General features: G+C 43.7%; 19 protein-coding genes and 1 other annotated feature. Of the genes, 3 read left to right on the forward strand and 16 right to left on the reverse strand.

Annotated features, from left to right (window positions below):
• Positions 1–19: 19 nt before the first annotated feature.
• From proB to J1C81_RS06600, 7 genes are all read right to left on the reverse strand, one after another.
• Positions 20–1,129, reverse strand: coding sequence for a glutamate 5-kinase (gene proB / locus J1C81_RS06570; RefSeq protein WP_032909725.1), 1,110 nt, complete (start codon positions 1,127–1,129; stop codon positions 20–22).
• A 115-nt stretch (positions 1,130–1,244) separates the two neighbouring features.
• The gene (locus J1C81_RS06575) at positions 1,245–2,141 is read right to left on the reverse strand and encodes an RluA family pseudouridine synthase (RefSeq protein ID WP_002915324.1); all 897 of its coding nucleotides are present in this window, start codon (positions 2,139–2,141) and stop codon (positions 1,245–1,247) included.
• A complete protein-coding gene (lspA, locus tag J1C81_RS06580; RefSeq protein ID WP_002915325.1) occupies positions 2,125–2,592 on the reverse strand; it encodes a signal peptidase II in 468 nt (155 codons plus the stop codon). The genes J1C81_RS06575 and lspA overlap by 17 nt, the downstream gene beginning before the upstream one ends.
• A gap of 3 nt (positions 2,593–2,595) precedes the next feature.
• Positions 2,596–3,498 carry a LysR family transcriptional regulator gene (locus J1C81_RS06585; RefSeq protein ID WP_009660400.1) on the reverse strand — a complete coding sequence of 301 codons (903 nt, stop codon included), beginning with the start codon at positions 3,496–3,498 and terminating at the stop codon, positions 2,596–2,598.
• Positions 3,499–3,617: 119 nt separating this feature from the next.
• Positions 3,618–4,475 (reverse strand): GNAT family N-acetyltransferase, encoded by an 858-nt coding sequence (locus tag J1C81_RS06590; RefSeq protein ID WP_002915328.1) that lies wholly within the window; start codon positions 4,473–4,475, stop codon positions 3,618–3,620.
• A gap of 111 nt (positions 4,476–4,586) precedes the next feature.
• The gene (locus tag J1C81_RS06595) at positions 4,587–6,548 is read right to left on the reverse strand and encodes a peptide ABC transporter substrate-binding protein (RefSeq protein WP_002915330.1); all 1,962 of its coding nucleotides are present in this window, start codon (positions 6,546–6,548) and stop codon (positions 4,587–4,589) included.
• A gap of 285 nt (positions 6,549–6,833) precedes the next feature.
• Positions 6,834–9,632: a glycoside hydrolase family 3 N-terminal domain-containing protein gene (locus tag J1C81_RS06600; protein WP_002915331.1), complete on the reverse strand. Its 2,799-nt coding sequence runs from the start codon at positions 9,630–9,632 to the stop codon at positions 6,834–6,836.
• 236 nt (positions 9,633–9,868) lie between these two features.
• Here J1C81_RS06600 and J1C81_RS06605 point away from each other — a divergent pair, with 236 nt between their 5' ends.
• Positions 9,869–10,609 (forward strand): hypothetical protein, encoded by a 741-nt coding sequence (locus J1C81_RS06605; RefSeq protein WP_002915332.1) that lies wholly within the window; start codon positions 9,869–9,871, stop codon positions 10,607–10,609.
• Positions 10,610–10,706: 97 nt separating this feature from the next.
• Here J1C81_RS06605 and J1C81_RS06610 read toward each other — a convergent pair whose 3' ends face one another.
• The 9 genes from J1C81_RS06610 to J1C81_RS06650 form a co-directional block, all read right to left on the reverse strand.
• Positions 10,707–12,059, reverse strand: coding sequence for a vWA domain-containing protein (locus J1C81_RS06610; RefSeq protein ID WP_002915333.1), 1,353 nt, complete (start codon positions 12,057–12,059; stop codon positions 10,707–10,709).
• A 250-nt stretch (positions 12,060–12,309) separates the two neighbouring features.
• The gene (rpmA, locus tag J1C81_RS06615; RefSeq protein ID WP_002895619.1) at positions 12,310–12,603 is read right to left on the reverse strand and encodes a 50S ribosomal protein L27; all 294 of its coding nucleotides are present in this window, start codon (positions 12,601–12,603) and stop codon (positions 12,310–12,312) included.
• Between the two features lie 17 nt (positions 12,604–12,620).
• Positions 12,621–12,965, reverse strand: coding sequence for a ribosomal-processing cysteine protease Prp (locus J1C81_RS06620; protein ID WP_002900460.1), 345 nt, complete (start codon positions 12,963–12,965; stop codon positions 12,621–12,623).
• Between the two features lie 15 nt (positions 12,966–12,980).
• Complete coding sequence (gene rplU / locus J1C81_RS06625; RefSeq protein WP_002895621.1) at positions 12,981–13,295, reverse strand: 50S ribosomal protein L21; 315 nt, start codon at positions 13,293–13,295, stop codon at positions 12,981–12,983.
• Positions 13,296–13,328: 33 nt separating this feature from the next.
• Positions 13,329–13,416 (reverse strand) — a sequence feature (ribosomal protein L21 leader region).
• Between the two features lie 134 nt (positions 13,417–13,550).
• Positions 13,551–14,765 carry a tRNA uracil 4-sulfurtransferase ThiI gene (gene thiI / locus J1C81_RS06630; RefSeq protein ID WP_002915335.1) on the reverse strand — a complete coding sequence of 405 codons (1,215 nt, stop codon included), beginning with the start codon at positions 14,763–14,765 and terminating at the stop codon, positions 13,551–13,553.
• 3 nt (positions 14,766–14,768) lie between these two features.
• Positions 14,769–15,911 (reverse strand): cysteine desulfurase family protein, encoded by a 1,143-nt coding sequence (locus J1C81_RS06635; protein ID WP_002915336.1) that lies wholly within the window; start codon positions 15,909–15,911, stop codon positions 14,769–14,771.
• A gap of 100 nt (positions 15,912–16,011) precedes the next feature.
• Positions 16,012–17,922, reverse strand: a complete 1,911-nt coding sequence (locus J1C81_RS06640) for a fructose-bisphosphatase class III (protein WP_002915337.1) — start codon at positions 17,920–17,922, stop codon at positions 16,012–16,014.
• A gap of 42 nt (positions 17,923–17,964) precedes the next feature.
• Entirely contained in the window at positions 17,965–18,783 is an 819-nt protein-coding gene (locus J1C81_RS06645) for a pyruvate, water dikinase regulatory protein (protein ID WP_002915338.1), read from the reverse strand.
• A 5-nt stretch (positions 18,784–18,788) separates the two neighbouring features.
• Entirely contained in the window at positions 18,789–19,418 is a 630-nt protein-coding gene (locus tag J1C81_RS06650) for a CBS domain-containing protein (RefSeq protein ID WP_002915339.1), read from the reverse strand.
• Between the two features lie 245 nt (positions 19,419–19,663).
• Between J1C81_RS06650 and ppdK the strand changes: the two genes are divergently transcribed.
• Positions 19,664–22,285, forward strand: a complete 2,622-nt coding sequence (gene ppdK / locus J1C81_RS06655; RefSeq protein WP_002915340.1) for a pyruvate, phosphate dikinase — start codon at positions 19,664–19,666, stop codon at positions 22,283–22,285.
• Between the two features lie 184 nt (positions 22,286–22,469).
• The gene (locus J1C81_RS06660) at positions 22,470–22,886 is read left to right on the forward strand and encodes a DUF6556 family protein (RefSeq protein ID WP_002915341.1); all 417 of its coding nucleotides are present in this window, start codon (positions 22,470–22,472) and stop codon (positions 22,884–22,886) included.
• Positions 22,887–22,905 lie beyond the last annotated feature (19 nt).

Here is a 22,905-nt window from a genome sequence, read left to right on the forward strand (position 1 = left end):
CTTCTCCTTTCCTCGTCTTCTAAAATTCTGCAAATAAATCATTCAACTCCGGCGTCAAAGAGATCCAGTCATCCCGATGAATGACAACACCCTTAGGCTTATTGGACTTGAGCATATCTTTAAGAGCTGACTTGCCAAAACGCACGCGCCCTTTACCAAGAATAGCTCCGCAGCCTTCTTCATAAACGGTCACCGTATCCTGATAGGCAAAGCTACCTGATACAGATACAAGACCAGACACCAACAAACTTTTTCCATTATTTCTGAGAGCGTCGGCTGCTCCTTGGTCTACATAGATTTCCCCTTGACTTTTAGCGTAGAAAGCCAGCCATTGCTTCTGCGTTTTTAGACCCTTTTCCTGGGCTAAAAAGAGACTGCCATCCTTGGTTTCCTCCGCTGCTTCAAGCAGAGCATCAGACTTGAGTGAAGAGCAGATATAGACCGGAACACCAGACATGGTTGCCAGAGTTGCAGCTTTAATCTTTGTCAGCATGCCGCCAGTTCCATTGCTCGTTCCTGCACCTCCTGCCATATCAATCAGCTCAGAGCTGATCTGCTCAATCTTTTCAAGCCGGCGGGCATCTGGATTGATAGAGGGATTAGCCGTGTAGAGTCCATCGACATCTGTCAAGAGCACCAAGAGGTCTGCCTGAACCATGGCAGCCACTTGAGCACTCAGTGTATCATTATCCCCGACCTTGAGCTCCTCGATAGCCACCGAGTCATTTTCATTGATGATAGGAATAGCGCCACGATTCAACAAGACAGACAAGGCCTGATGGGCATTTTTGTAACGCCGCTTATCTGCAAAATCATCCTGGGTCAAAAGAATCTGAGCAGATATGATTTGTTTCAAAAGAAGATTGGTTGTATATTCCTCCAAGAGCAAACCCTGTCCAACCGCAGCTGAAGCCTGTTTGTCCGCCACCTTGGTCGGTCGCTTTTTAAAGCCCAGAGAAGAAAAGCCTGCCGCAATAGCTCCTGATGAGACCAAGATTAACTCATGTCCCGCCTCATGGAGGAGTGCCAACTGCCGAGTAATTTCCTTTACCTTGGCGCGTGACAGACTGCCATCTGCATTTGTCAATGACGAAGTCCCCACCTTAAATACGATTCGCTTTGCTTTCATTTCCTTTTCCTTCACTGCTAGATTGTCTTATTATACCACGATTTACGGAAAATAAAAACGACCGCAATTGAAGCGGTCAGAGGAAAATTTTTATTTTAACAATGAACAAACCTACCTATCCTTGTCGCAATTTTTCCAAGGTTTCCTGGAAAATAACTGGTGCTTCAGCCGTAAATTCCAGCACTTCACCAGTTCGAGGATGGGTGAAGCCCAGCGTTCGCGCGTGCAAAAATTGGCCATGTCCTTTTAAGGTCTTACGTGGCCCATAGACCTCATCACCAGCCACAGGATGTCCAATGTAAGCCATGTGAACGCGGATTTGATGAGTCCGTCCCGTTTCCAGTTGAAGCTCAACCAAGCTAAAGTCACCAAAACGTTCCAAGACTTGGAAACGCGTCAGAGCTGGCTTGCCTTTAGCCGTCACAGCCTGCTTCTTGCGGTCTTTTTCACTGCGGCCAATCGGAGCCTCAATCACTCCACGGTCGTTAGGTAGATTTCCATGAACAATAGCCCAATACTTGCGTAGGGATTTCTTATCCTTGAGCTCATCAGCCAGAGCCACATGGGCTTGGTCATTTTTTGCAATCATGAGAAGCCCTGAAGTGTCCTTATCAATCCGATGGACAATCCCCGGCCGGAGGACTCCGTTGATGCCGGACAAGTCTTTGATGTGGTACATAAGGGCGTTGACTAGCGTACCGCTGGTATGGCCTGCAGAAGGATGGACGACCATTCCCTGAGGTTTATTGACGACTGCTACGTCCTCATCTTGATAGACGATTTCTAGCGGAATATCCTCTGCCACATACTCAACCACTTCCGACTCAGGCAGCTCATAGGAGATGACATCGCCTTCTTTGACAGCGTATTTGGCTTTTTTGGCTTGTCCATTGACCAAAATCAGGCCGTCCTTAATCTGCTCATTAGCCAAACTCCGCGATAGGTCTGTCAGCTCTGCCACCGCCTTGTCCAATCGCTGACCAGCTACTGAAGACTCAATTCTTACTTCCATCTTTTTCTTCCTTCAAAATCATCAGCAGTAAAATAGCTACACCAAAGGTTAGATACATATCCGCCACATTGAAAATAGCAAAATTAATAAAATCTAACTGAAACATATCCACAACAAAACCTTGACGTATCCGGTCAATAAAGTTTCCCAAACCGCCAGCAATCACCAAGGTCAGCCCAGCCAGCATCCACTTTGAGGCATTTAGGTGTTTGATGAGGTAGTAAACAGCTCCGCCGATGACCAGAAAAGTCACCAAAGTAAAGAGCCATTGCTGATTTTCCAGCATGGAGAAGGCTGCTCCGGTATTCTGAAGATAGGTCAGGCTCACCAGATGAGGAATGAAACTCTTGACCTGCCCCAGCTTAAAATCGCTGACAATATATAACTTAACCAGCTGGTCCAAAACAATAAGAACCAAGACTGCAAAAGGAATAATAATTTTTCTTTTCATACTTTATTTTTTCTGTGCAAAATACTCTTTCATAACTGATACAAAGTCTTCTCCGACCTGAGTCAGCTCTACATCTTCACGCTTGACATAGACCATATGGTTGTCCAAGTTGTCGCGAAGCTTGATGACAGTAATACCATTCACACTGTTGCTGTCCAAAAAGCCAGATCCAGTCGCATAAGCATCAGTTCGTTCCAAAATCCCATTCAAAGTCGCGCGGTCTGTCACATTAAACATCTGTGAGCTGGCACTGGTATCAACAAAATTCTCTGAATAATAGAGATACTCGTCCTTTTCCTGAGTGAAGCGAACAGTCGGCAAAGCAGCCAAATCTTCCATGACCAGCTCCTCCTTTTGTGTCAGAGGATGATCCTCCCGCAGGTAAATATGGGTCTGAAAAGGAATCAGCTCAATTACTTCTAAGCCTAGCTTTTCCACCCGCTGCATAATGCCTTTGGTATTTTGATTATTAAGGTAGATAATGCCGATTTCACTGTGGCCTTGCGCTACTTCATCCAGAATCTGCACAGTTGTTGACTCAAAAATCCGGAAGTTCTTATATTCTGGATAGGTCTGAGAAAATTGAGTAATCAAAGGCGGCAAAAAATCATAGTGCTGACTGGCAATTGAGAACTCATCCCGCTCTTCCTCGGGATTGGCATATTGGTTTTGGAAGACATCAAAGCCCTTGACCAAGTCTTGAGCCTTCTCATAAAACTCCATTCCTCGGCGAGTCAGAAAAGTCCCGCTGCTGGTCCGACGAAAAATCTTGAAGCCCAGCTCTTTTTCCAAATCACGGACTGAAATAGACAGACTAGGCTGGCTGACATACATTTTTTCCGCAGCTTCTCGAAAAGTCCCACTGTTAGCAATGGCAACCACATAACGCAATTGTTGAATATTCATAACATTTTCCTTCTTTACATATCGTCTCATTATACCATAAACCAAGGCAGAACAAAAGAAACCAGCTGTAAGAAGCCGGTTTCTCCTTTTAAGTTAATGAGCAATCTGAGACAAATTTGCTATTTTTCTTTTAGATAGACAACCTCTGTCATCTCTTTGAAGCCTAGCTTTTTATAGAGTTTCAAAGCTCGGATATTCTGCTTTTCTACGACAATCTGAAACTCCTGACCATTGCGCTCATTCAAATCCTGCATACTTGCAAGCAAGAGATAGCTTCCTAGCCCCTGCCCCTGAAAATCTTGATTAACTGCCAAGCCAAAGAAATAATTAGTGCCAAAATCCGTATCAACCGACACAGAAGCCACAACTCTACCATCTTTCTTCAAGATGTAAAGCAGACTGGAGTCACTGCTAACGGCTTCTCTGGCGTATTTCAAAGCAACATCTAGTGGTGTCTCAAAGACTTGTGACTGAAAGGCTGCAATCTCTTCAGCCAAGTCCAAACTCCCCTGCAAGACCTCAATCCCTTCTCTTTCTTCTAGAGGAAAAGCTTGAGCAGGCTGTGCCAGCCAGATTTCCGCTTCATCCTCTTGGTAATCAAATCTCCTAGCAAAGTCAGGTTGATCGTTCAAAAAGGCCAGCTCCGCTACATACTCAATCTCGGTCAATTCATACTGATCAGCTACCTTGGCAAAATCAGCCAGGAGCTGATTAGCCACACCCTGACGGCGATACGATGGCAGAACATAAAGTGAGACCTCTGCTTGGCCAGGTTCATCCGCGTAGACTGATAAAAATCCGATGGTCCGGCCATCCATCTCAGCCAAGAAGAAGGCTGGCATTTCCGAATCCGCATTATAATTATTATCCAGATAGGGCAGTCGATAGCCTCCATCTACCCTATTACACTCTTGAACTAATTCAAACAATTCTTGCTTTTCTTTCTCAGGTAATGCACTATAAATACTTACTTTCATCTTTTTCACTTCCTTGCAGTATTTCTTTCTATTTTACTACAAAAACCTTAGTCAAGCCATTCAAAAAGGGACTGGAAAAATCCAGCCCCAATGTCGCTAAGTGAATCGTTTTTATTTTTCAACGTGGTCAGCAAGTTCTTCCTGGGCCTTTTTATTTGCCGCAGTAGCTTCTTCTTTCCATTTTTTCTTAGCTGCTTCGTATTCTTTGGTCGTTACAACATCCTTCTGAAGCTGGGTCAGCTTGAAGTTGTAGGCTGAACCTTTGACACCAACTGGTGAGTAGGCCTTTGTAAATGGTACTGATTTAGTAACCGACGGTGTTGCACCTTGTGAAACAGTCGGGATAATCAAGCCGCTATCTAGCAACCAAGCTTCCGCTTCTGCATACTTTTCGTAACGCAGCTGCACATCGTTGGTTTCAGCATTGGCTTCTTCCAGCATCTTAGTATAAGTATCCAAGCCTAGCTCTTTAATTTTATCATTGTCTTGACCTGGTTCAAAACCAAAGTTTTGCAAGCTTCCGCCGTTCTTGATATTGAGAGTATCAAGGTAGGTAGATGGGTCTTGGTAGTCACCAGTCCAACCACCAGTAGACATATCATAGTCTTTTTGAGCAGCAGAGTTAGCAAAATAGGTGATATTATTAAGATCGTCTGTGCTCATCTTTTGCAGGTCAATGACGACATTTTCCGCTCCAAGAGCTGATTCGATAGACTGCTTGGTTGAGCTAGCCCATTGAACGCCAATCGTGCTAGACTGATCCACTGGCATATCTAAGTGAATCGGGAATTCAACTCCTTTAGCCTGCAATGCTTGCTTCGCTTCTGCAAATTTCGCCTTAGCCTTTTCAGGATTGTAGTATGGATCTTGAGCGTCAGAGAGGTCAATTCCTTGCCATTGGCTGCCATAATTAACTAATTTTTCCCCAACAACAGTTCCAAAATCCTTGTCGCCAATTTGGACAAAGCTAGGTGGTACCAAGGTATTTCTCAAGACCTTAGTCGCTCCGTCTTCACCATTTCCTTGCGCACCATAAGATGTACGGTCAAAGGCAAAGTTAATAGCCTGACGGAAGTCCTTGTTCATGATTGCTTCGTTGGTCGCAGATTTTTGAGCATCTGTTGTTTTAGAAGTATGATTGTAAGACTGACGGTTGTAGTTGAAATTATAGTAATAAGAAGTAGAATCCTGCGGGCTGTATACGATATTGTCCGCGTATTTCTTCTTGACTGAAGCAAAGCCTGAGCTATTCGGATAGAGACGAGCTGTGCTGTAAACGCCATCGCTGAAGTTACGAATCAGCGCTTCCTGATCATTTCCATCGTAATAAGTCAGCTTGATGCTATCCAGAGTGACATTGTCTTTGTCGTAGTAATTTGGGTTTTTGACAAATTCCATCACAGACTTAGAAGTCAGAGACTTGAGCAAGTAAGGACCGTTATAGAGGATGCTAGATGGCTTGACAGAACCAAAATTGCTTCCTTCTGCTTTCAGAAACTCTTCATTGACTGGGAAGAGAATCGTGCTGGTCGTTTTAGAGTTCCAGTAAGGCTCAGGGCGAGCCAGAGTGTATTGCAGGGTGTGGTCATCAATAGCTTTGACACCAACATTGTCAAAATTCTTATCTTCACCCTTGATATAAGCATCCAAGCCCTTCACAGAGTCCTGAACGAGATAAATAGCTTCAGAATTTTCATCCGCTGCATACTTCAAGCCAGTCACAAAGTCCTGGGCTTTTACTTCTGCATATTCTTCACCATCGGATGTGTACCATTTAGCATCATCACGCAGCTTATAAGTATAGGTCAGACCGTCCTTAGAAACTGTCCATGACTTCGCGATTGAGGGAACTAGATTCCCATACTTGTCATTTTCAAAAAGTCCATCGACCAGGTTGGAAATGACATCACCTGTCGTTGCACGGTTTGTAGCAAGATAGTTCAAGCTGTCAGGGTCTGAACTATAAACGTAAGTATAATTATTTGTGCTAGATGAAGACTGGCTACAAGCCGTCAGCAATAGCCCGGCACTCAGTGCAACTCCAGTCGCAATCAGCCACTTTGATGCTTTCATGGATAGAACCTCCTTTGATGTTACATTTTATAACATGAACTATTATACCAAAAAGCGTATAAAAAGTAAATAGTAAACCGATGACAGATAAGTAAAATATTCAAGCCCGTGTGTTTTTAGTAAACACACAAAGCTTTCTGTTACCGAATTTCTGCAAATCTCCAAATAAAAAAGGAAGAATCCAAGACAACTTTGCAGTAAAAGCGGATTCTTCCTTTTTGTTATTTTATCAAGAATGACTAGAACTGTGAGAGTATTAATACAAACTGTTCATCCTTTTATTTCTTATTGTCTACGCATGGATAAGCCATATAAACAGACAGCTCCAAACAAGAACAAGGCACCCAGTAAGGCCAAGAGCAAACTGCTGCTGTCTCCTGTTTTAGGGAGCTGGCTAGCCTGTGCAGCCTGCTGACTTAGTTGCCGACGAGAACTTACAGGTTCAACAGAACGCAAACTCAACTGCGGAGGATTTTGTTGACCTGGAACCATGCTCTGCCTAGCTTCAGTAATCTGAACAAGCTCCTTGTAATAATCTTCTCCCATGCTGAATTCTCTGTTTTGACCATCAATCAAGGTCAGGGAAAGTACTGGGCTGAATTGACCTTCTACTAAGCCTTTCAAGCCTATCTCAACTGGATTGGTATCGTTGGTTTTTTTAGAAATCAGAACAGTATCACCAGAGATGGTATAGTCTGGACTAGGGAGAATGCTGAAGCGCTGAGTATCCAGCTTAAGGCCAAGACGATAGCCATTTTTTTCTAGACCGTTTAGTCCACTCAGGGTAACGGTAGCAGTAAAAGGTTGATCTAGCTGAGCAGATGCAGGGACATTGACTTTGATATCCTTAACTGGATCGGTATAAAAGAGACCATGCCCGATAGGATAGGCTACCTCTGTCTCAGACATGATGCCATCCTTGATACGCGGCACATTTACTGGTAGCGTTCCAACATGTTTTTGACCATTGAAAATCGCTTCCACTCCAGCTGGGATATTAGGACCGAAGGCATTATCCGGCTTCAAAGACTCCGTTGGATCCATGCCCTTGTTTCCATAAACTGCTACAATAGCCTTGGCATTAGGATAATTCGCTACATCATAAGGTTTGGAAATGCTCATGACAGCTGCCTGTTTCCCAGTTGCATTTGCATAGTCCACGACTTCTGTCGGAACTCTTGTCAACCAGAAATCGCTGGCCAGTTGAGATTGACGACCAATTTCAGAGATTAGGACAAGGTGAGTAGCCTGATCAATCTTTCCTTTCAAATCTTCTAACTTGGTCGTCTTGCTGTAGTTCAACGCTTCGTATGTGACACCTGCTGGAATCACTCCGTCTGCTATCAGACGCTTGACGCCCAGTTCTAGCCCAGGCACTTCATCATCATAAGCCGCTAACAGCAAAATTCTGTCGCCAGATTTGACCTTAAAGGGCAGAACAGTATCATCATTTTTAACTACGGTCACTGCACTAGCAGCGATTTTTCGTTCAGTATCTCTGTTTAGCTCTGAACCAACAGTTGCTTCAGCCTTAGCTTGGGTACGCTCAGATGGGTCAAAGTCTAAAATACCTCGTTTTTCTTTTAGGTTCAAGATGCGGGTCACAGACTCATTCAATCTGCTGACTGGAATATCGCCTCTCTGAACCGCCAGCTCAATATCATTGATAATCTTATCAATCTTAGCTAAATCACTCTTACTACGTAAGACGGTTGGCATCAGCACAACATCTACACCTGATTTGATTGCCATAATAGCCGCTTCAGATTCTCCGAAGTTTTTGGCAATCGCATCCATGCCCATAGCATCAGATACTACCACTCCCTTGTAGCCAAACTTTTTGCGAACAATGCCGGTAATAATGTCATCAGACAAGGTAGCAGGGATATAGATGGTTTCACCAGTTTGTTTGGATATAACCGTGTCTTTTTCAATCTGAGGATACTGAATATGGGCTGTCATCAGCATATCAGCATTTTTGTCAATGGCAGCCTTGAAGGGCAGCAACTCCAGCGCTTCTAACTCCGCATAAGACTTGTCTACCAGAGGCAGACCAGTGTGAGAATCCACCGCCGTATCACCATGCCCAGGGAAATGCTTAGCCGCTACTGCGACATTATATTTCTGAATCCCCTCCATCATAGCCGTTCCCAAACGAGCAACCACCTTAGGGTCAGAAGAGAAGGACCGTAAACCAATAACTGGATTCTGCGGATTATTATTTGTATCAAATACCGGGGCAAAGTTGACATTCAAACCTAGAGCCGATAGCTCCCGTCCGATAATTTGACCTGCTTGATTAGCCAATTCTGGATCACGCGTCGCGCCAACTGCCATGTTGCCAGGAAGAGCAGTCCCACTGCCCAAGCGATAGACAATACCACCTTCTTGGTCAATCGCGAGCAAGAGCGGCAACTTGCCATTATTAGCTTGGTTATTGATAGCTGCTTGCTGCAGGGCCTGCGTCAAGGCTAAGGTTTGAGCAGTTCCTTTCACATTCTCAGCAAAGAGAATGACACCGCCAAAATCGTATTTATCAACCGCTTCTGCCACTTCTTTATTAAGCTCCGTCATATCTGACTGGGAGGCTTGGCCCTCTTGCTGCCATTTTCTGAAGTCTGGCATCAGCATCTGGGTAATCTTCTGACGAAGAGTCATATCCGCCACAAGCTCCTGCACTCTCTTAGAAGCTGGTGGCGCATCAGTCGCCGCCTGACCTTGAGCTTGATTGGTAGCAGAGGAAACTTCTGCAGACTGAGCTGTCGCTGGTTTGGCAGGATTATCCACCGAATTTTCTGCATTGGCAGCTTGGCTTGAAGCAGCCGTTTCAGTAGCTGCAACTGCCGAAGCATCAGAGACTGTCAAGGCTTTTGCGGCAATCTGACTATCCTGACTTGGCGTGCCCCTAGCCCCTGCACCGCTATCAGAAGAGTCCGTTGCAACAGCAGCACTTATTTGTTCAGACTGGTTAGCAGATTCCGGCGGCTGATTAGCCGTATCTGCCTTTATGGCTCCCAATGGCCAAAAAACCAGTAATGACAAGGCAAGCGCCAATAGTAATTTATACCTTTTCATCATAGGCATTCTCCTTTCATCCCTATAATAATAGCATAAAAAACGATGTTTGTAAACGTTTACTTATTATCTAATGATTGTTCGTTTTTATCACCAATTAGTAATATAATCTCTATGAAAATGAAATAGTATTACAATATTATAGAAATGTTACAGAGGTATAATTTTATAGAAACAACATAACCTAACTGTTAAAAATGAGATTCTTTAATCTTATACTAACAGTTGCATAGAAAGGATTTGCTATGAGACAAGAAAAGAACACCAAAACAATGTTCAACCGACGCTACTGGCTGGGGCTTTCCCTCGCTTCTGCTGCAACTTTGGCCGCTGCTTTGATTTCCACTGGAACAGTTCGAGCGGAGAACAAGTCAATCCCTGACTGGGTTTCTAGACGTGAAGTTGGTATTTACGATCCTAGTGTACCAGATATTGAGGACGACCCTACTATCTTTGATGATCCAGGACCTATCAAGGTTCCGGAAGCTCCTAAGCGTGACCTTCCTAGCTCTATTGATGAAGAAACTGGTGAAAGGATTAGAAATAGAATCGTTCTTTACAAGGGTAAATACTATGCACTTGATCCTAATAGATCTATATACGAAGTTCGGGATGATCCAGGAGAACAAATTCCGACGAATCTAAAAAACTCTTTCTATACTAGCCCAACAGGTAAGGTCTATTATTTTGACGAAAAAGGACGAAGGGTCATCAATCTTTACAGTGTAGATGGCAAGCAATACTTCTTTGATTCTTACGGAGAAATGGTTAAAAACAGATTTGTTAGTTACTCTGAATATACTTATTACTTTGGAGAAGATGGGACACCTTATAAAAACGGACTTTATAAGATTGGCAAGTACTATTATTACTTTACCGAGTATGGCGATCTTTTGAGGCAAGGTTCTTTCGACTACAAAGGAAAGACCTATTATACTAATTGGCATGGCGTTGTCAATATAAAAGACGAAGAAGTTACACCATAACGAAAAATACCAGAAATGAGGACGTATGTCTTCGTTTCTGGTATTTATTTTATTCAAAATCACTCAAATAGAAAATTCATTTTTTATAAGCAGATGGTTATTGTTCTTTTGATTTTCTTACACTAATATCTAGCCCCAAGCCAGCCAGAAGCAAACCAAGCCCCACAACACTATAGACTGCCTTTTCGCTACTTCCTGTTTTAGGAAGAGTCTGTTCAGATTTGGCCAAAAGTGTTGGTGCCTGAACATGGTAGACGGTAGATATAGGCATTGTAGTACGACGCTCAAGATAGAATTGATAACTATCTTTTATGATTTTATAGTAACGAGCTTCATTGACACTTTCAACAATCCATGAAGTGGTTCCTTTTGTTAGAGCATCAGCTAGGTTATTTTCGATATCAAGCACTCTGCCTTCTGTTGCAAAATTTTTGTAAATTCCCTCAATCGCTTTTACCGTCGCTACAGTTCTTTCTATACCAGCAGCTTTTAGAGCCGCAAGTGTATCAGCAACCGTTGGAATTGAAGGATCTTCTTTCATTTCAGCATCTGTCAATAAAACGACGAATTTCTTATTTTTAGATGACTTAGACCAATCATAGGTCGAAATAATCTGGTTCAGGGCAGGAGTTGGTGTTTCTGGAGTATCTCCTCCACTCGCTATACGAATCGCAGCCAATGCCTTTTCGAGCTCAGCCGGATCAGTTGTAAAATAAGATGAACCAAACCGTGTTAGAACCGTATCTTCATCTTTGCTGCCAGAATTACGGCCGTAGACTTCATCGCTAAATGTTGCCAGACCAAAACGTGCTGTAATACCCTCTTTAGTAATATTTCGTACAAATTCATTAATATTTGCACGAACAATATCAATTGTGCTGCCCATGGATCCTGAACGGTCAACAACAAATACAATATCAGCTGAACCAGCTTTTGTCACAGTTGGTGGCGTTGAGGTGTAGGTAATAGTTGTAGTCTTATCTACTCGCTCATACTGCGTATAGGGATTTCCATTTTCATCTGTGCCAGATAAAGTATTTTCAGTACGTCTAGTTATTGGCTCTGGCGCCTTATCAACCTTTGCCGGAGCCACTTCTGTCTTTGTAACATCAACAGTCGACGTTTCTACACGGACTGTTTGATTGCCTTCTTGACTTTCTTTGACATCAACAGGCGATACATTTTTTGAGACATCAATCAAATCTCCTGGTTTCGCTGTAGATTCTTCAACAACAGGTTTCGTCGTATCAGCAGCAATTTCAGCACCAGCAGCTTCAATCGGAGAGCTTACTGCTTCAGTTTTTGCTATACTGCTTGAAGGTGGTGTGCCAACCTGGTCTGCAAAAACATGCGAAGCTTGTGAAATGGCAAATAGAAGAGTTGCTGATGCTAATCCAACTTTCAATTTGTACAATGAAAAGCCTGGAAGTTTAAATGATTCTTTTTCCATAATTTCTCCTTATCTTTTTAGATTTAGAAACATGATTGCATCTATTTTATATAGAATAACATAAAAAAATAGGAACTGCAAGCGATTTCAGATATTTATTAGTCTAAAAATTAAAATTTTAGAATATTATCAGAGTTTGTATGCTAAAATTGATGAGCATCATCATGAATCATTAAACAAATGCTTTATCGTGCCGTCTCTAATAAGAAATCCCCATGCTCGGATATTGAGCATGGGGATTTCTTATTAATTATTTAGCGATTGGGTAAACAGAAACTTGTTTCTTATCGCGTCCTTTGCGTTCAAAGCGTACTACGCCTTCAACCTTTGCAAACAAAGTATCGTCTCCACCGCGTCCAACGTTGACACCTGCATGGATGTGAGTGCCGCGTTGACGGTACAGGATAGAGCCACCTGTTACAGTTTGACCGTCAGCTGCTTTAGCTCCCAGACGTTTCGCTTGTGAATCACGTCCGTTAGATGTGGAACCTCCACCTTTTTTGTGGGCGAATAGTTGCAAGTTAGCAAGATTCATTTTTAACATAATGTTTTTCCTCCGTGTTAGTTTTCTGTGATAACTCTGGTTTGGACGAACTCAGAAGAGTCCTCCGATAAGTTTGCCATTCCTAGGAAAAATGATTCAAAGAAAAGCTGAGTCATTTCTCTTTGGTGCGACGGTATATCCTGAGGAATTTCAACCTTCAGATAACCGCCTTCTATTTCGTTTAATTCTAAGTTTGGTTCGTAGCCTGCGAATTTCTCAACTGAATTGACAAAATTAATGGCGAGCGTCGAAACGGACGCACATACGACATCAAAGCCGTATTCACCACTCGCGGCGTGACCTGTGATTTCTGCACGCCTCAGTTCGCCATCTTCGGCTCTTTCAAAGACTGCTTGTATCATTTAATCTCCTTAAAATTAAGCGTTGATAGCGTTGATGACAACTTTTGTATATGGTTGACGGTGACCTTGTTTACGATGGCTGCCTTTTTTAGGTTTGTACTTGTAAGTAACAACTTTCTTTTGCTTGCCTTGTTTTTCAACAGTTCCGACAACAGTAGCTCCAGCAACAAGCGGAGTTCCTACAACAGTGTTTTCACCACCAACAAGAACAACTTCGTCAAAAGTAACGTCTTGACCAGCTTCAGCGTTCAACTTTTCAACGTAGATTGCTTGACCAACTTCAACTTTAACTTGTTTTCCGCCAGTTTTAATGATTGCGTATGTGCTCATTATGCACCTCCTATGATTTTTAGGGTTTCCCCGGATTTTGTGAAGACTCGCCTAGCATCGTGGGACGAACCACTTCTATCTCACAGAGTGAGCAACGATGATCGTGCGGTTGCACAGGAATGTGCATAGTCAACTCTATAAGTATAGCACTTCTACCGCTCTTTAGCAAGCTTTTTCATCTCATGAAAACGGATTTTCAAGGATTATCTTTAAATTTTATCTACTAATGAACAAAGACTATTTCACCCTTGCTATTTACAACAAGTCCTCAATCAGCTCGTCAACTTCATCAGTCTCTGCTTGTGGTGTAATTTCTGTAATCATGATGCCTGCAACGGCACGCTCTACCAAGCCTTCAACATCTAGGTAAGTTTCGTACTTCTCAGCATTCTTGATTTTCGGATTAGTTTTAGGTCGGTCTGGAGCAAAAATAGTACAGCAGTCTTCAAATGGCTGGATAGAGATTTGGAAAGTATCAATTTTCTCTGCAATCTCAATGATTTCCAGCTTGTCCATCGTCACGACAGGACGGATAACCGGTGTATTGGTCACTGCGTTGATAGCCTGCATACTTTCGATGGTTTGACTTGCCACCTGACCAAGACTTTCTCCATTGATAATGACTTGAGCGCCCCGCTCCTCCCGAATCCGGTCTGTAATGCGCATCATAAAGCGACGAGTCAGTGTCATCAGGTAGGCTTCTGGAGCTTTAGCCTTGATTTCCTCCTGAATCTCTGTAAAAGGGACTTCGATAAACTGAATATTGCCACCAAACTTGGTCAGTTTGCGAGTCAAATCTTGAGCCTTTTTCAACGAACCTGGACTGGTATAAGGCGGACTGGCAAAGTGAACCGCCTCGATATCTACACCGCGCTTGAGAGCTAGATAACCAGCCACCGGTGAGTCAATCCCACCAGACAGCATGAGCATTCCCTTGCCTGAAGTCCCGACTGGCAGACCTCCAGCACCACGAATTGTCTCGTAAGAGATATAGGCCGCTTCTTCACGGATCTCGACACGTAGCTCAATATCCGGCGCTTTCATCTTGACCTGAACATTTGGAATGGCTTCAAAAACAGCATCACCAAGTGTCTGGTTAAGCTCGCGGCTATCCAATTCAAAGCTGTGGTCACTGCGCTTGCTGGTAATCTTAAAGGTCATACCCTCTTGATAGACTTCTTTCATGATGGATTGGACAGCTTCGATTAGGGCTGGCACAGATTTTTCAATTTTGTAAGACGGCGAGAAATTCTGAATCCCAAAAATCTGCTTGAGCGACTCAGCGACAGGCTGATAGTCTGTTCCATGCAGATAGACATGAGTTCGGTCACGGTCAGCCTTGACATGGACTTTGGGATAGACTGACAAGACAGTCTGGATATTGCGTTTGAGTTTGTTGATAAAGCGCATGCGGTTCTTGCCCTTGGTGGACAGTTCACCGTAGCGCACCATAATTTCTGAATATTGCATTGTTTACCTTACTTTTCTGGTTTTTTCGTAAATAATTTTAAAAGTTGTCAAAAACTGCTCCATCTGGCTCATATCGTTGTCAAGATCTAAACTGATACGAACAGCAGTCTGAGCGAGAGATTTCTCAACGCCCATAGCGATTAGGGTTCCTGCTGGCTTTCCAGCCTTAGAAGAGCAAGCGCTGGTAGTCGAGATATAAATCTCGTAGTCTTCAAATGCATGGACGACGACTTCACCCCGCACTCCCTTGATACCAAAGGTTAGTATATGAGGCGCAAAATTTTCCAGGCCTGAGAAAATCATCACATCTGGATACTTCTGCAGCTCTTCAAAGAGAATTTGCTTCATCTGAGCCGTCCGCTGGGCAAATGCTTCTTGCTTTTCCATGGACAAACGCAGAGCCTTGGCTGTCGCTGCAATGCCAGCTAGATTTTCCGTTGTGGAGCGTTTGTCCGACTCCTGGCCGCCACCAGTCAAGAGAGGACTGATTTTCTTGCCAGACTTGATATAGACAAATCCTACGCCCCGGACACCGTGAAATTTATGACTGGAAAACGTCGCAAAATCCACACGCTCCGTCAGATAAGCAGCTGTCGGAATCTTCGTAACAGCCTGTACAGCGTCCACATGAAAGGAAATAGTCGGCTTGTCTGCTAGCAGGTCTGATATTTTCTGAATGGGCTGAATACTGCCGATTTCATTATTAACAGCCATGACTGAAACCAGAGTAGTGTCTGGTCGAATCATCTCCGCTAGCTTGTCTACATCAACAAAACCCGCTTTATCAACTGGGGCAAAATCTATTTCAAAACCTTGACTCTGCAACCAGAGGGCTGATTCTTTAACCGCGGGATGCTCAATGTTGGATACGATGATGTGTTTGCCAAAGGGAACTTTTTCAAAAGCAACTCCCTTAAGTACCCAATTGTCACCTTCTGTCCCTCCAGACGTAAAAAAAATCTCCGACGAAGACTTGCCTAAAAGCTCTGCTATTTGCCTGCGTGAAGCTTCTAAGAGACGGGTTGCCTGACTGCCTAAACTGTGCAGACTGGATGGATTTCCCCAGATTTTAGAAGCTACCTCCGTGTAAGCGGCCAAAGCCTCAGGATAAGGTTTGGTTGTCGCTGAATTATCTAAATAAATCATGTTCTTTCCTCTAAATTTCAATACTCCTATTGTAACACGAAAGAGAAACTGGAACAAGAAAGAAAAAGCCCTAAATTCTGTTAGAACTTAAGGCTAAACTTCACCGGTCATAAAACTCATGCAGCAAGCAAAAGAGTTCCTGTTGTTGAGCTAACAAGCTCTGACCGATGGTAGTAGATTTGATGAGGGTTCGTTCCTCTACATTTTCAATTACCTTTTTCAGGGAGGTTTGAGCAAACGGCGATTCCACAACCTTTTGAGCGTTTTGGAAAGGCTGATGGGTCACTAGCTGGAAACCATAGGAATTATTGAGCAGTGAATATCCGGCCGTTCCAGTCTTCTTCTGATAGGCCTTGCAGAGGCCACCATCAATGACAAAGAGCAAACCGCCACCACGGATAGGCGACTCTCCCTTACCCGTCTTAACCGGAGTATGACCGTTGACCATCCTAGACTCTTGAGAAAAGAGGCCAAATTCTTCCAAAATCAGCTGACAGACTTTCTCAGAATTACGATAAGAAAAATAAGAATTTTCCACTTCCTTGTGGGTGTCCTTATCTTCAATGAAATAGCGCTCCAAGGTAGTCATCTTTTCTTTGCCAAACAAGGGCGACAGCTTGCCCCGCCAGCAATACCAAATCAAGTCAGTCGACAAATCATCACCCACTTCCTTGTTCTTGGCCGACTGCCGAATATGATACTCAAAGAAATCCAGCAATTCCTTGCCTGAGTAATGGGCTTGATTGAGAATGAAAGGCTGTAATTCTCCTGACGGCTCCAGAGGAATGCAGCCGTGAAAAAGCAAGTGCTGGTTGTAAATCTTATACATAGAGCCCTTGTTCATCAGAAGGCTCATATGCTCCGCCATCTTAAGCGAACTTTGGAATGAGGCCAGCATACTCTCTACTGCTTGATTTTCTTCAGGTGTCAAGGCTGAAGGATTTTCCGGATTGATAGTTTGGAAGCAGGTATTAACCAGGGGATGCTTGGTATCGTCAATCGTAACACTTTCTTCCCAATAGTCAATCTTATCCAGCATCACATGCTCCTGCATCTGGAACTCAGGCCGTCGTTTGATGAGTTGATTTTCCAGCTTGAACTGGATAATCGCTAAGGCTTGGTGAACCTTTTCCAGCTGCAGAATTTCCTCTTCAGAAAACTCCTGCTCTCTGCCGCCTAGAATAGGCCTAAACTTAGGATTAGACTGGTAAGTCTTGTCCGCAAAAAGAGTCAAGGAGCGCAGGTTTAAACCATAATCTTTCTCGATATCCCAGAGATAACCATAGCGAGCTGCGATGCGCAGCACATTGAGCAAGCAAGCCTTGGAACCAAAAAAGGCTCCCATCCAGATAATGTCGTGATTACCCCACTGAATATCAAGCGAGTGAAAATGCTGCAGTTCATCCATGACCTGAGCACTGCCAGCTCCTCGGTCAAAAATATCTCCAACCACATGCAGATGGTCGATCAACAACTGCCGAATACTTCGGGACAAGCCTAGGATAAAAGGCACAGCTTCCCGCAATTCAATCACATAAGTCAGGATATTCTCAAAATAGGATTTTTTATCAGCTAGAGCCCTGTCACTATAGAGCAACTCCTCGATAATATAGGCATATTGTGGCGGCAAGGCCTTTCTGACCTTGGACCGACTGTATTTTGCACCTGCAAAAGCCAGCAAATTCAAGAGCTGGGGAATGGTTTCCTGATACCAGTCTTGGCCTTTAGTTTCTTCCCCCAACACAAGCTCAGGATAGGAAACGAGAGCTGATAACCGGTCCTTATGATCTTCTGACAAGCTGTCCCCAAAACAGTCCTTGATCTTCTCATTGAGGATACCTGCACAGCTTCTCAAAATATAGTCAAAAGCAGCAAACTCACCGTGAATGTCACTTATATACAGCTCCGTTCCTTTGGGCAGATTCAAAATTGCCTCTAGGTTAGTCAGCTCTGTAATGACCTTCTGCCGACTGTCAAATTCTTTCAGTAAAATACGCTTATATTGCTCCATCTTCAGCCCTCACTCTATAACCGCTTTTTGCAATCTTCTCTCTTATCTCAATTTCTTTAAATGGTCTTCAATCAAGAAAGCCGTCTCCTCAATTGATTTATCCGTGATATTGATGACATGAGCTCGATACTTTTTAAAGACTTCTTTTGAGTAGTCTAGTTCTTCGTATATCTTTTCCAGATCTGTGTAGCTGGTCGACTGGGTCAATCCCAGAGAATTCAAGCGATTACTGCGTATCTTAGACAGTTTTTCTGGTTCGCATAAGAGGCCGATAATCCGCTCCGAATCAACCTTATCCAAGACCTGAGGAAGAGGAACTTCTGGAATCAAAGGCAGGTTGGAAACCTTGTAGCCTTTATTAGCCAGATAAATACTGAGTGGCGTTTTGGATGTACGGGAGACGCCCAAGAGCACCAAGTCAGAATCCAAAAATCCTTGCGGCGCCTTGCCATCATCGTATTTGACTGCAAACTCAATAGCGGAGATTTTATTAAAATACTCAGTGTCCAGCCGGTGCAAGGTACCCGGCACCTCTATAGGACTGGTGCCTGTCTTTTCTCTGATAATCTCAAAAAATGGATGCATCAAATCCAGATAAGCAAGGCCATTGGCCTGACTGAACTCCCTAGCTGCAGCAGCTAGCCTGCCATCAACCAGTGTACTGATGACAAGGGCATCATCCTTGATGGCATCACGCAGAATATCCAGCAATTCTTCTTCTTTGTTGATAAATGGAAAACGATAGCTGTTATTAAAAATAATATCTGGGTACTGGGCTGTCACTGCAGACAATAGCTTCTGCGAAGTCCCCCCCAAAGAATCTGAAATGCTGTAAACAATAATTTCTTTCTTCATGTTCATTCCTCTTATCTATTAACCTCAGCACTTCTGGCCTCTTGAATAATATAATCCAGTAGGGCTGACTTGGTCACAGTTCCTAAAATTTTACGCTCATTATCCTCATCGACTACCGGCAGTGAATCAATCGCAAAATCCTGCAAAACTGCCGCCGCTTCCAAAATATTCATATCCTTGTAGCAAGTTTTAATATGGGGCATTCGTGTCATGCAAACCGCTACAGGCGTGCTGTCAATGTTAGTATTGAGCGAAGCCCGCAGCAAGTCCTTACGCGACAAAATCCCCAAGAGCAGCTTATGCTCATCAATGACATAGAGAACATCCGCATCATACATAAATAAGGTGATAATGGCATCTTGAATAAAAGAATCATGAGATACCAAAACAGGAGATGTCATAATTTCCGCCACTTCCTTTCGAAAGGTATCGAAAAAGAAAAGCGTCTCTAAATCTGAGCCCGAGTATGTGTAACCAACTTTAGGCGTAGCCTTCAAAATCCCAACCAAGGTCAGAAAAGACAGATCCGATCGCAGTGTCGCCCGAGAAATATCGAGTAATTCAGAGATTTTCTCACCGCTGAGTGGCTGGTGTTCTTTTACAATTTCTACAATTTTCTTTTGCCGTTCACTTAATTTCAAATAGGTCTGACTCCTTCGTTCTTTATAATAGATGATTAGCCTGATTTCGCTTAAAATTTAGGAATTATTACTCATATTTTATTTTTAAACGTTTAAATAATCATCATTTTGTAACACATTATAACAAAAAAAGAAAAATTGTCAATAAAATAGGATGCTTTTTTCTGTTGACAAATATATGTGATGTATATTACAATGTATTTGTCCTACAATATGACACATATTTCATAATTTTGGAGGTAAATATGGCGAAATGGATTTACTCCTTCGAGGAAGGATGTGCAGATGACAAAGCTCTGCTTGGCGGAAAAGGAGCCAACCTAGCTGAAATGACCAATTTGGGACTGCCTGTCCCTCCAGGTTTTACTATTACTACAGAAAGCTGTATCGAATATTTAAAAAGCCCTTATTTCTTTGAATCTTCTTTAAAAGAAGATGTTTTGAAAGCGGTTACTGTCCTGGAAGAAAAAACAGGTAAATATTTCAGTGGCAACGACTCAGCCTTGCTCTTAGTGTCTGTTCGAAGCGGAGCCAAGTTTTCCATGCCGGGCATGATGGACACTATTCTCAATCTAGGTCTAAACGATTTAAGAACCCAGACTCTGGCTGAGCAGACCAACGCTGACTTTGCCTACAACTGCTATCGACGTCTGCTGCAAATGTTTGCTGATGTAGTTTATGGCATTTCCAAAGATGAGTTCGATGACCTTTTGGGCTATTTTGAAAGGAATGCTGGCAAACAGGCCAAGGATTTCACATTGGATGAACATCAAGCATTAATCGACCAGTACAAGCAGCTTTATCGTGAGCATCATCAAACCTTCCCCCAAAGCTCGAAAGAGCAGCTTTATGCTGCTATCAAGGCGGTCTTCAAGTCTTGGAATAATCCCCGTGCTCAGGTCTACCGCAACTTGAATAATATTCCTCATGATTTGGGAACAGCGGTAAATGTCCAAGCCATGGTCTTTGGCAATAGCGACCAAGCCAGTGGTACAGGAGTCGTCTTTACGAGAAACCCCGCCAGCGGTGAGCATCAGCTATTTGGTGAATTTTTGCTCAATGCTCAAGGAGAGGATGTCGTAGCCGGCATTCGAACCCCTGAGCCTATTGCTGCACTTGAGAAAGCTCTCCCTCAGGCCTATGCAGCCTTCCAAGACTATGCTAAGATTCTCGAAAACCACTACAAGGACATGCAAGATATCGAATTTACCATCGAAAAGGGTAAACTCTATATTCTCCAAACTAGAAACGGTAAACGTACCGCCAAAGCATCTTTGAAAATCGCCTTAGATCTGGTAGACGAGGGCATTATCAGCAAAAAAGAAGCTCTCCAGCGCGTATCTCCCGCTACGATTAGCCAACTCATCCATCCTGTATTTGAAGAAAAAGCTCTGCAAGATGCTCCTTTCTTGGCTCAAGGACTGCCAGCCAGCCCTGGTGCAGCAACTGGCGAGATTGTCTTTACAGCTGAGCGCGCCAAAGACTACCACTCCTTGGGTAAAAAGGTCATTTTAGTACGGCAGGAAACTTCACCTGAAGACATTGAGGGCATGGTTGTCAGCCAGGCCATCGTAACCAGTCAGGGCGGTATGACCTCTCACGCAGCTGTCGTAGCTCGGGGAATGGGAACCTGCTGTGTGGCTGGCTGTGGAGAGCTGACCATCAGCGAGGATAGCAAGACCGTTTCCTGCGGAAGTCTTGTCTTGACCGAAGGTGACGTCATTTCAGTCGATGGCAGCTCTGGGCGCATTTATAGCGGTGAGATTCCGACCGTCCTAGTCGAAAATGACCAAGAACTCCAACGACTGCTTTCATGGGCAGACGAAGTCGCACAGCTCAAAGTCCGTGCCAACGCAGAGACCGTTCAAGATCTAAAAACAGCTATTAAGTTTGGGGCAAAGGGTATAGGTCTGGCTCGTACCGAACACATGTTCTTTGGTCAAGAACGGATTCTAGAAATGCGGCGCCTGATTCTAGCCGACAACGAATTGGAAACCAGATCCGCCCTCAAAAAACTGCTGGAGTTCCAAGAAGAAGACTTCTATCAAATGTTCCAAGCAGTTCAGGACAAACCTATGATTATCCGTCTTTTAGATCCACCGATGCATGAATTTCTACCTAAAGATTCACAGGAAATCAAGGCTTTGGCTGACAAGCTGCACAAGTCACCAGAGAAACTGACTCGCCGCATTGAACAGCTGCAAGAAAGCAATCCAATGCTAGGCCACCGCGGCTGCCGTCTGGGGATTACGCAACCAGAGATTTATAAGATGCAGGTCGAAGCCGTTTTCAAGAGTGCTATCAAGCTGAGTCAGGAAGGATTGACCGTCAAGCCAGAAATCATGATTCCGCTGATTGCGGACAAGGCCGAGCTGGACTCTGTCAAAGCCTTTCTCACCCAACATATCACCAAGCTCTTTAGGCATCAAGGTCAGGAGCCTTTCCCTTATGAAATTGGCACCATGATTGAACTTCCGCGTGCCTGTCTGGTTGCAGACCAGCTGGCTCAGGAAGCAGACTTCTTCAGCTTTGGTACTAACGACCTGACCCAGATGACTTATGGCTTCTCACGGGACGATATTGGAAAATTCATTGGCCATTATAAAGAGAAAGAAATTCTTCCTTTTGATCCTTTCCAAAGTGTTGACCAGGACGGCGTTGGTGAATTGATGCGGATAGCCATCAGTAAGGGCCGTCAAGTCAAGCCTGACCTTCCTATCGGCATCTGCGGTGAGGTCGGTGGCGATCCGGCTTCCATCCCCTTCTTCCAAGAAATTGGTGTCACCTACGTCTCCTGCTCTCCTTATCGGGTTCCAGCAGCTAGGCTGGCTGTTGCTCAAGCTGCACTCCAAGATGAGAAGGCGTAATTACTTTGCTATTCTAGCTCAAGAAGCTGCTCAACCAAAACTTGAGCAGCCTCTTTTCTTGACAGCAATCTTCTGTGTGCGTTCTCATAGATAAAAATTTGATTTTTTAAAGACATTTTCAGATAAAAAACGTATAATGAGAGATAAGAAATCATTGAAATTTTAAAAGGAGATTCTTGCAAGCATGGAAAACTATTCTCGCAGTAATAAAAACAAGACAAAATCATCTAAAAAACCTACTAAACAGCATATTAAAACAGGTCTTTCAGCTTTCCAAAAGACTATTGCAACGGTTGCCAGTATCTTATCTATCATCATTGCCAGCATCACGATTATGAATCTGACTGGCCATAAGGATGAAAAATCAAAAACTGATACCAGTAGCTCTACTGCAACGACTACTATTATCAAGGAAATCGAAAAAGAAACAAGCAGCCCTGCTTCAACAACTGCAACTGATACAGCAGCTTCCAGCAGTGATGCAACAGCAGTTGAGACTAGTGCGTCTAGCTCTACGACTGATACAGCAGCAGGCGACACTACTGCCTCTAGCTCTGCTGCAGATACAGCAACCAACACTCAGACTGAAGCTTCAAACTAAGCAAGCAGCAAACGCCCAG

Source organism: Streptococcus sanguinis (assembly GCF_050225395.1).
In the GTDB taxonomy this organism is placed as follows: domain Bacteria; phylum Bacillota; class Bacilli; order Lactobacillales; family Streptococcaceae; genus Streptococcus.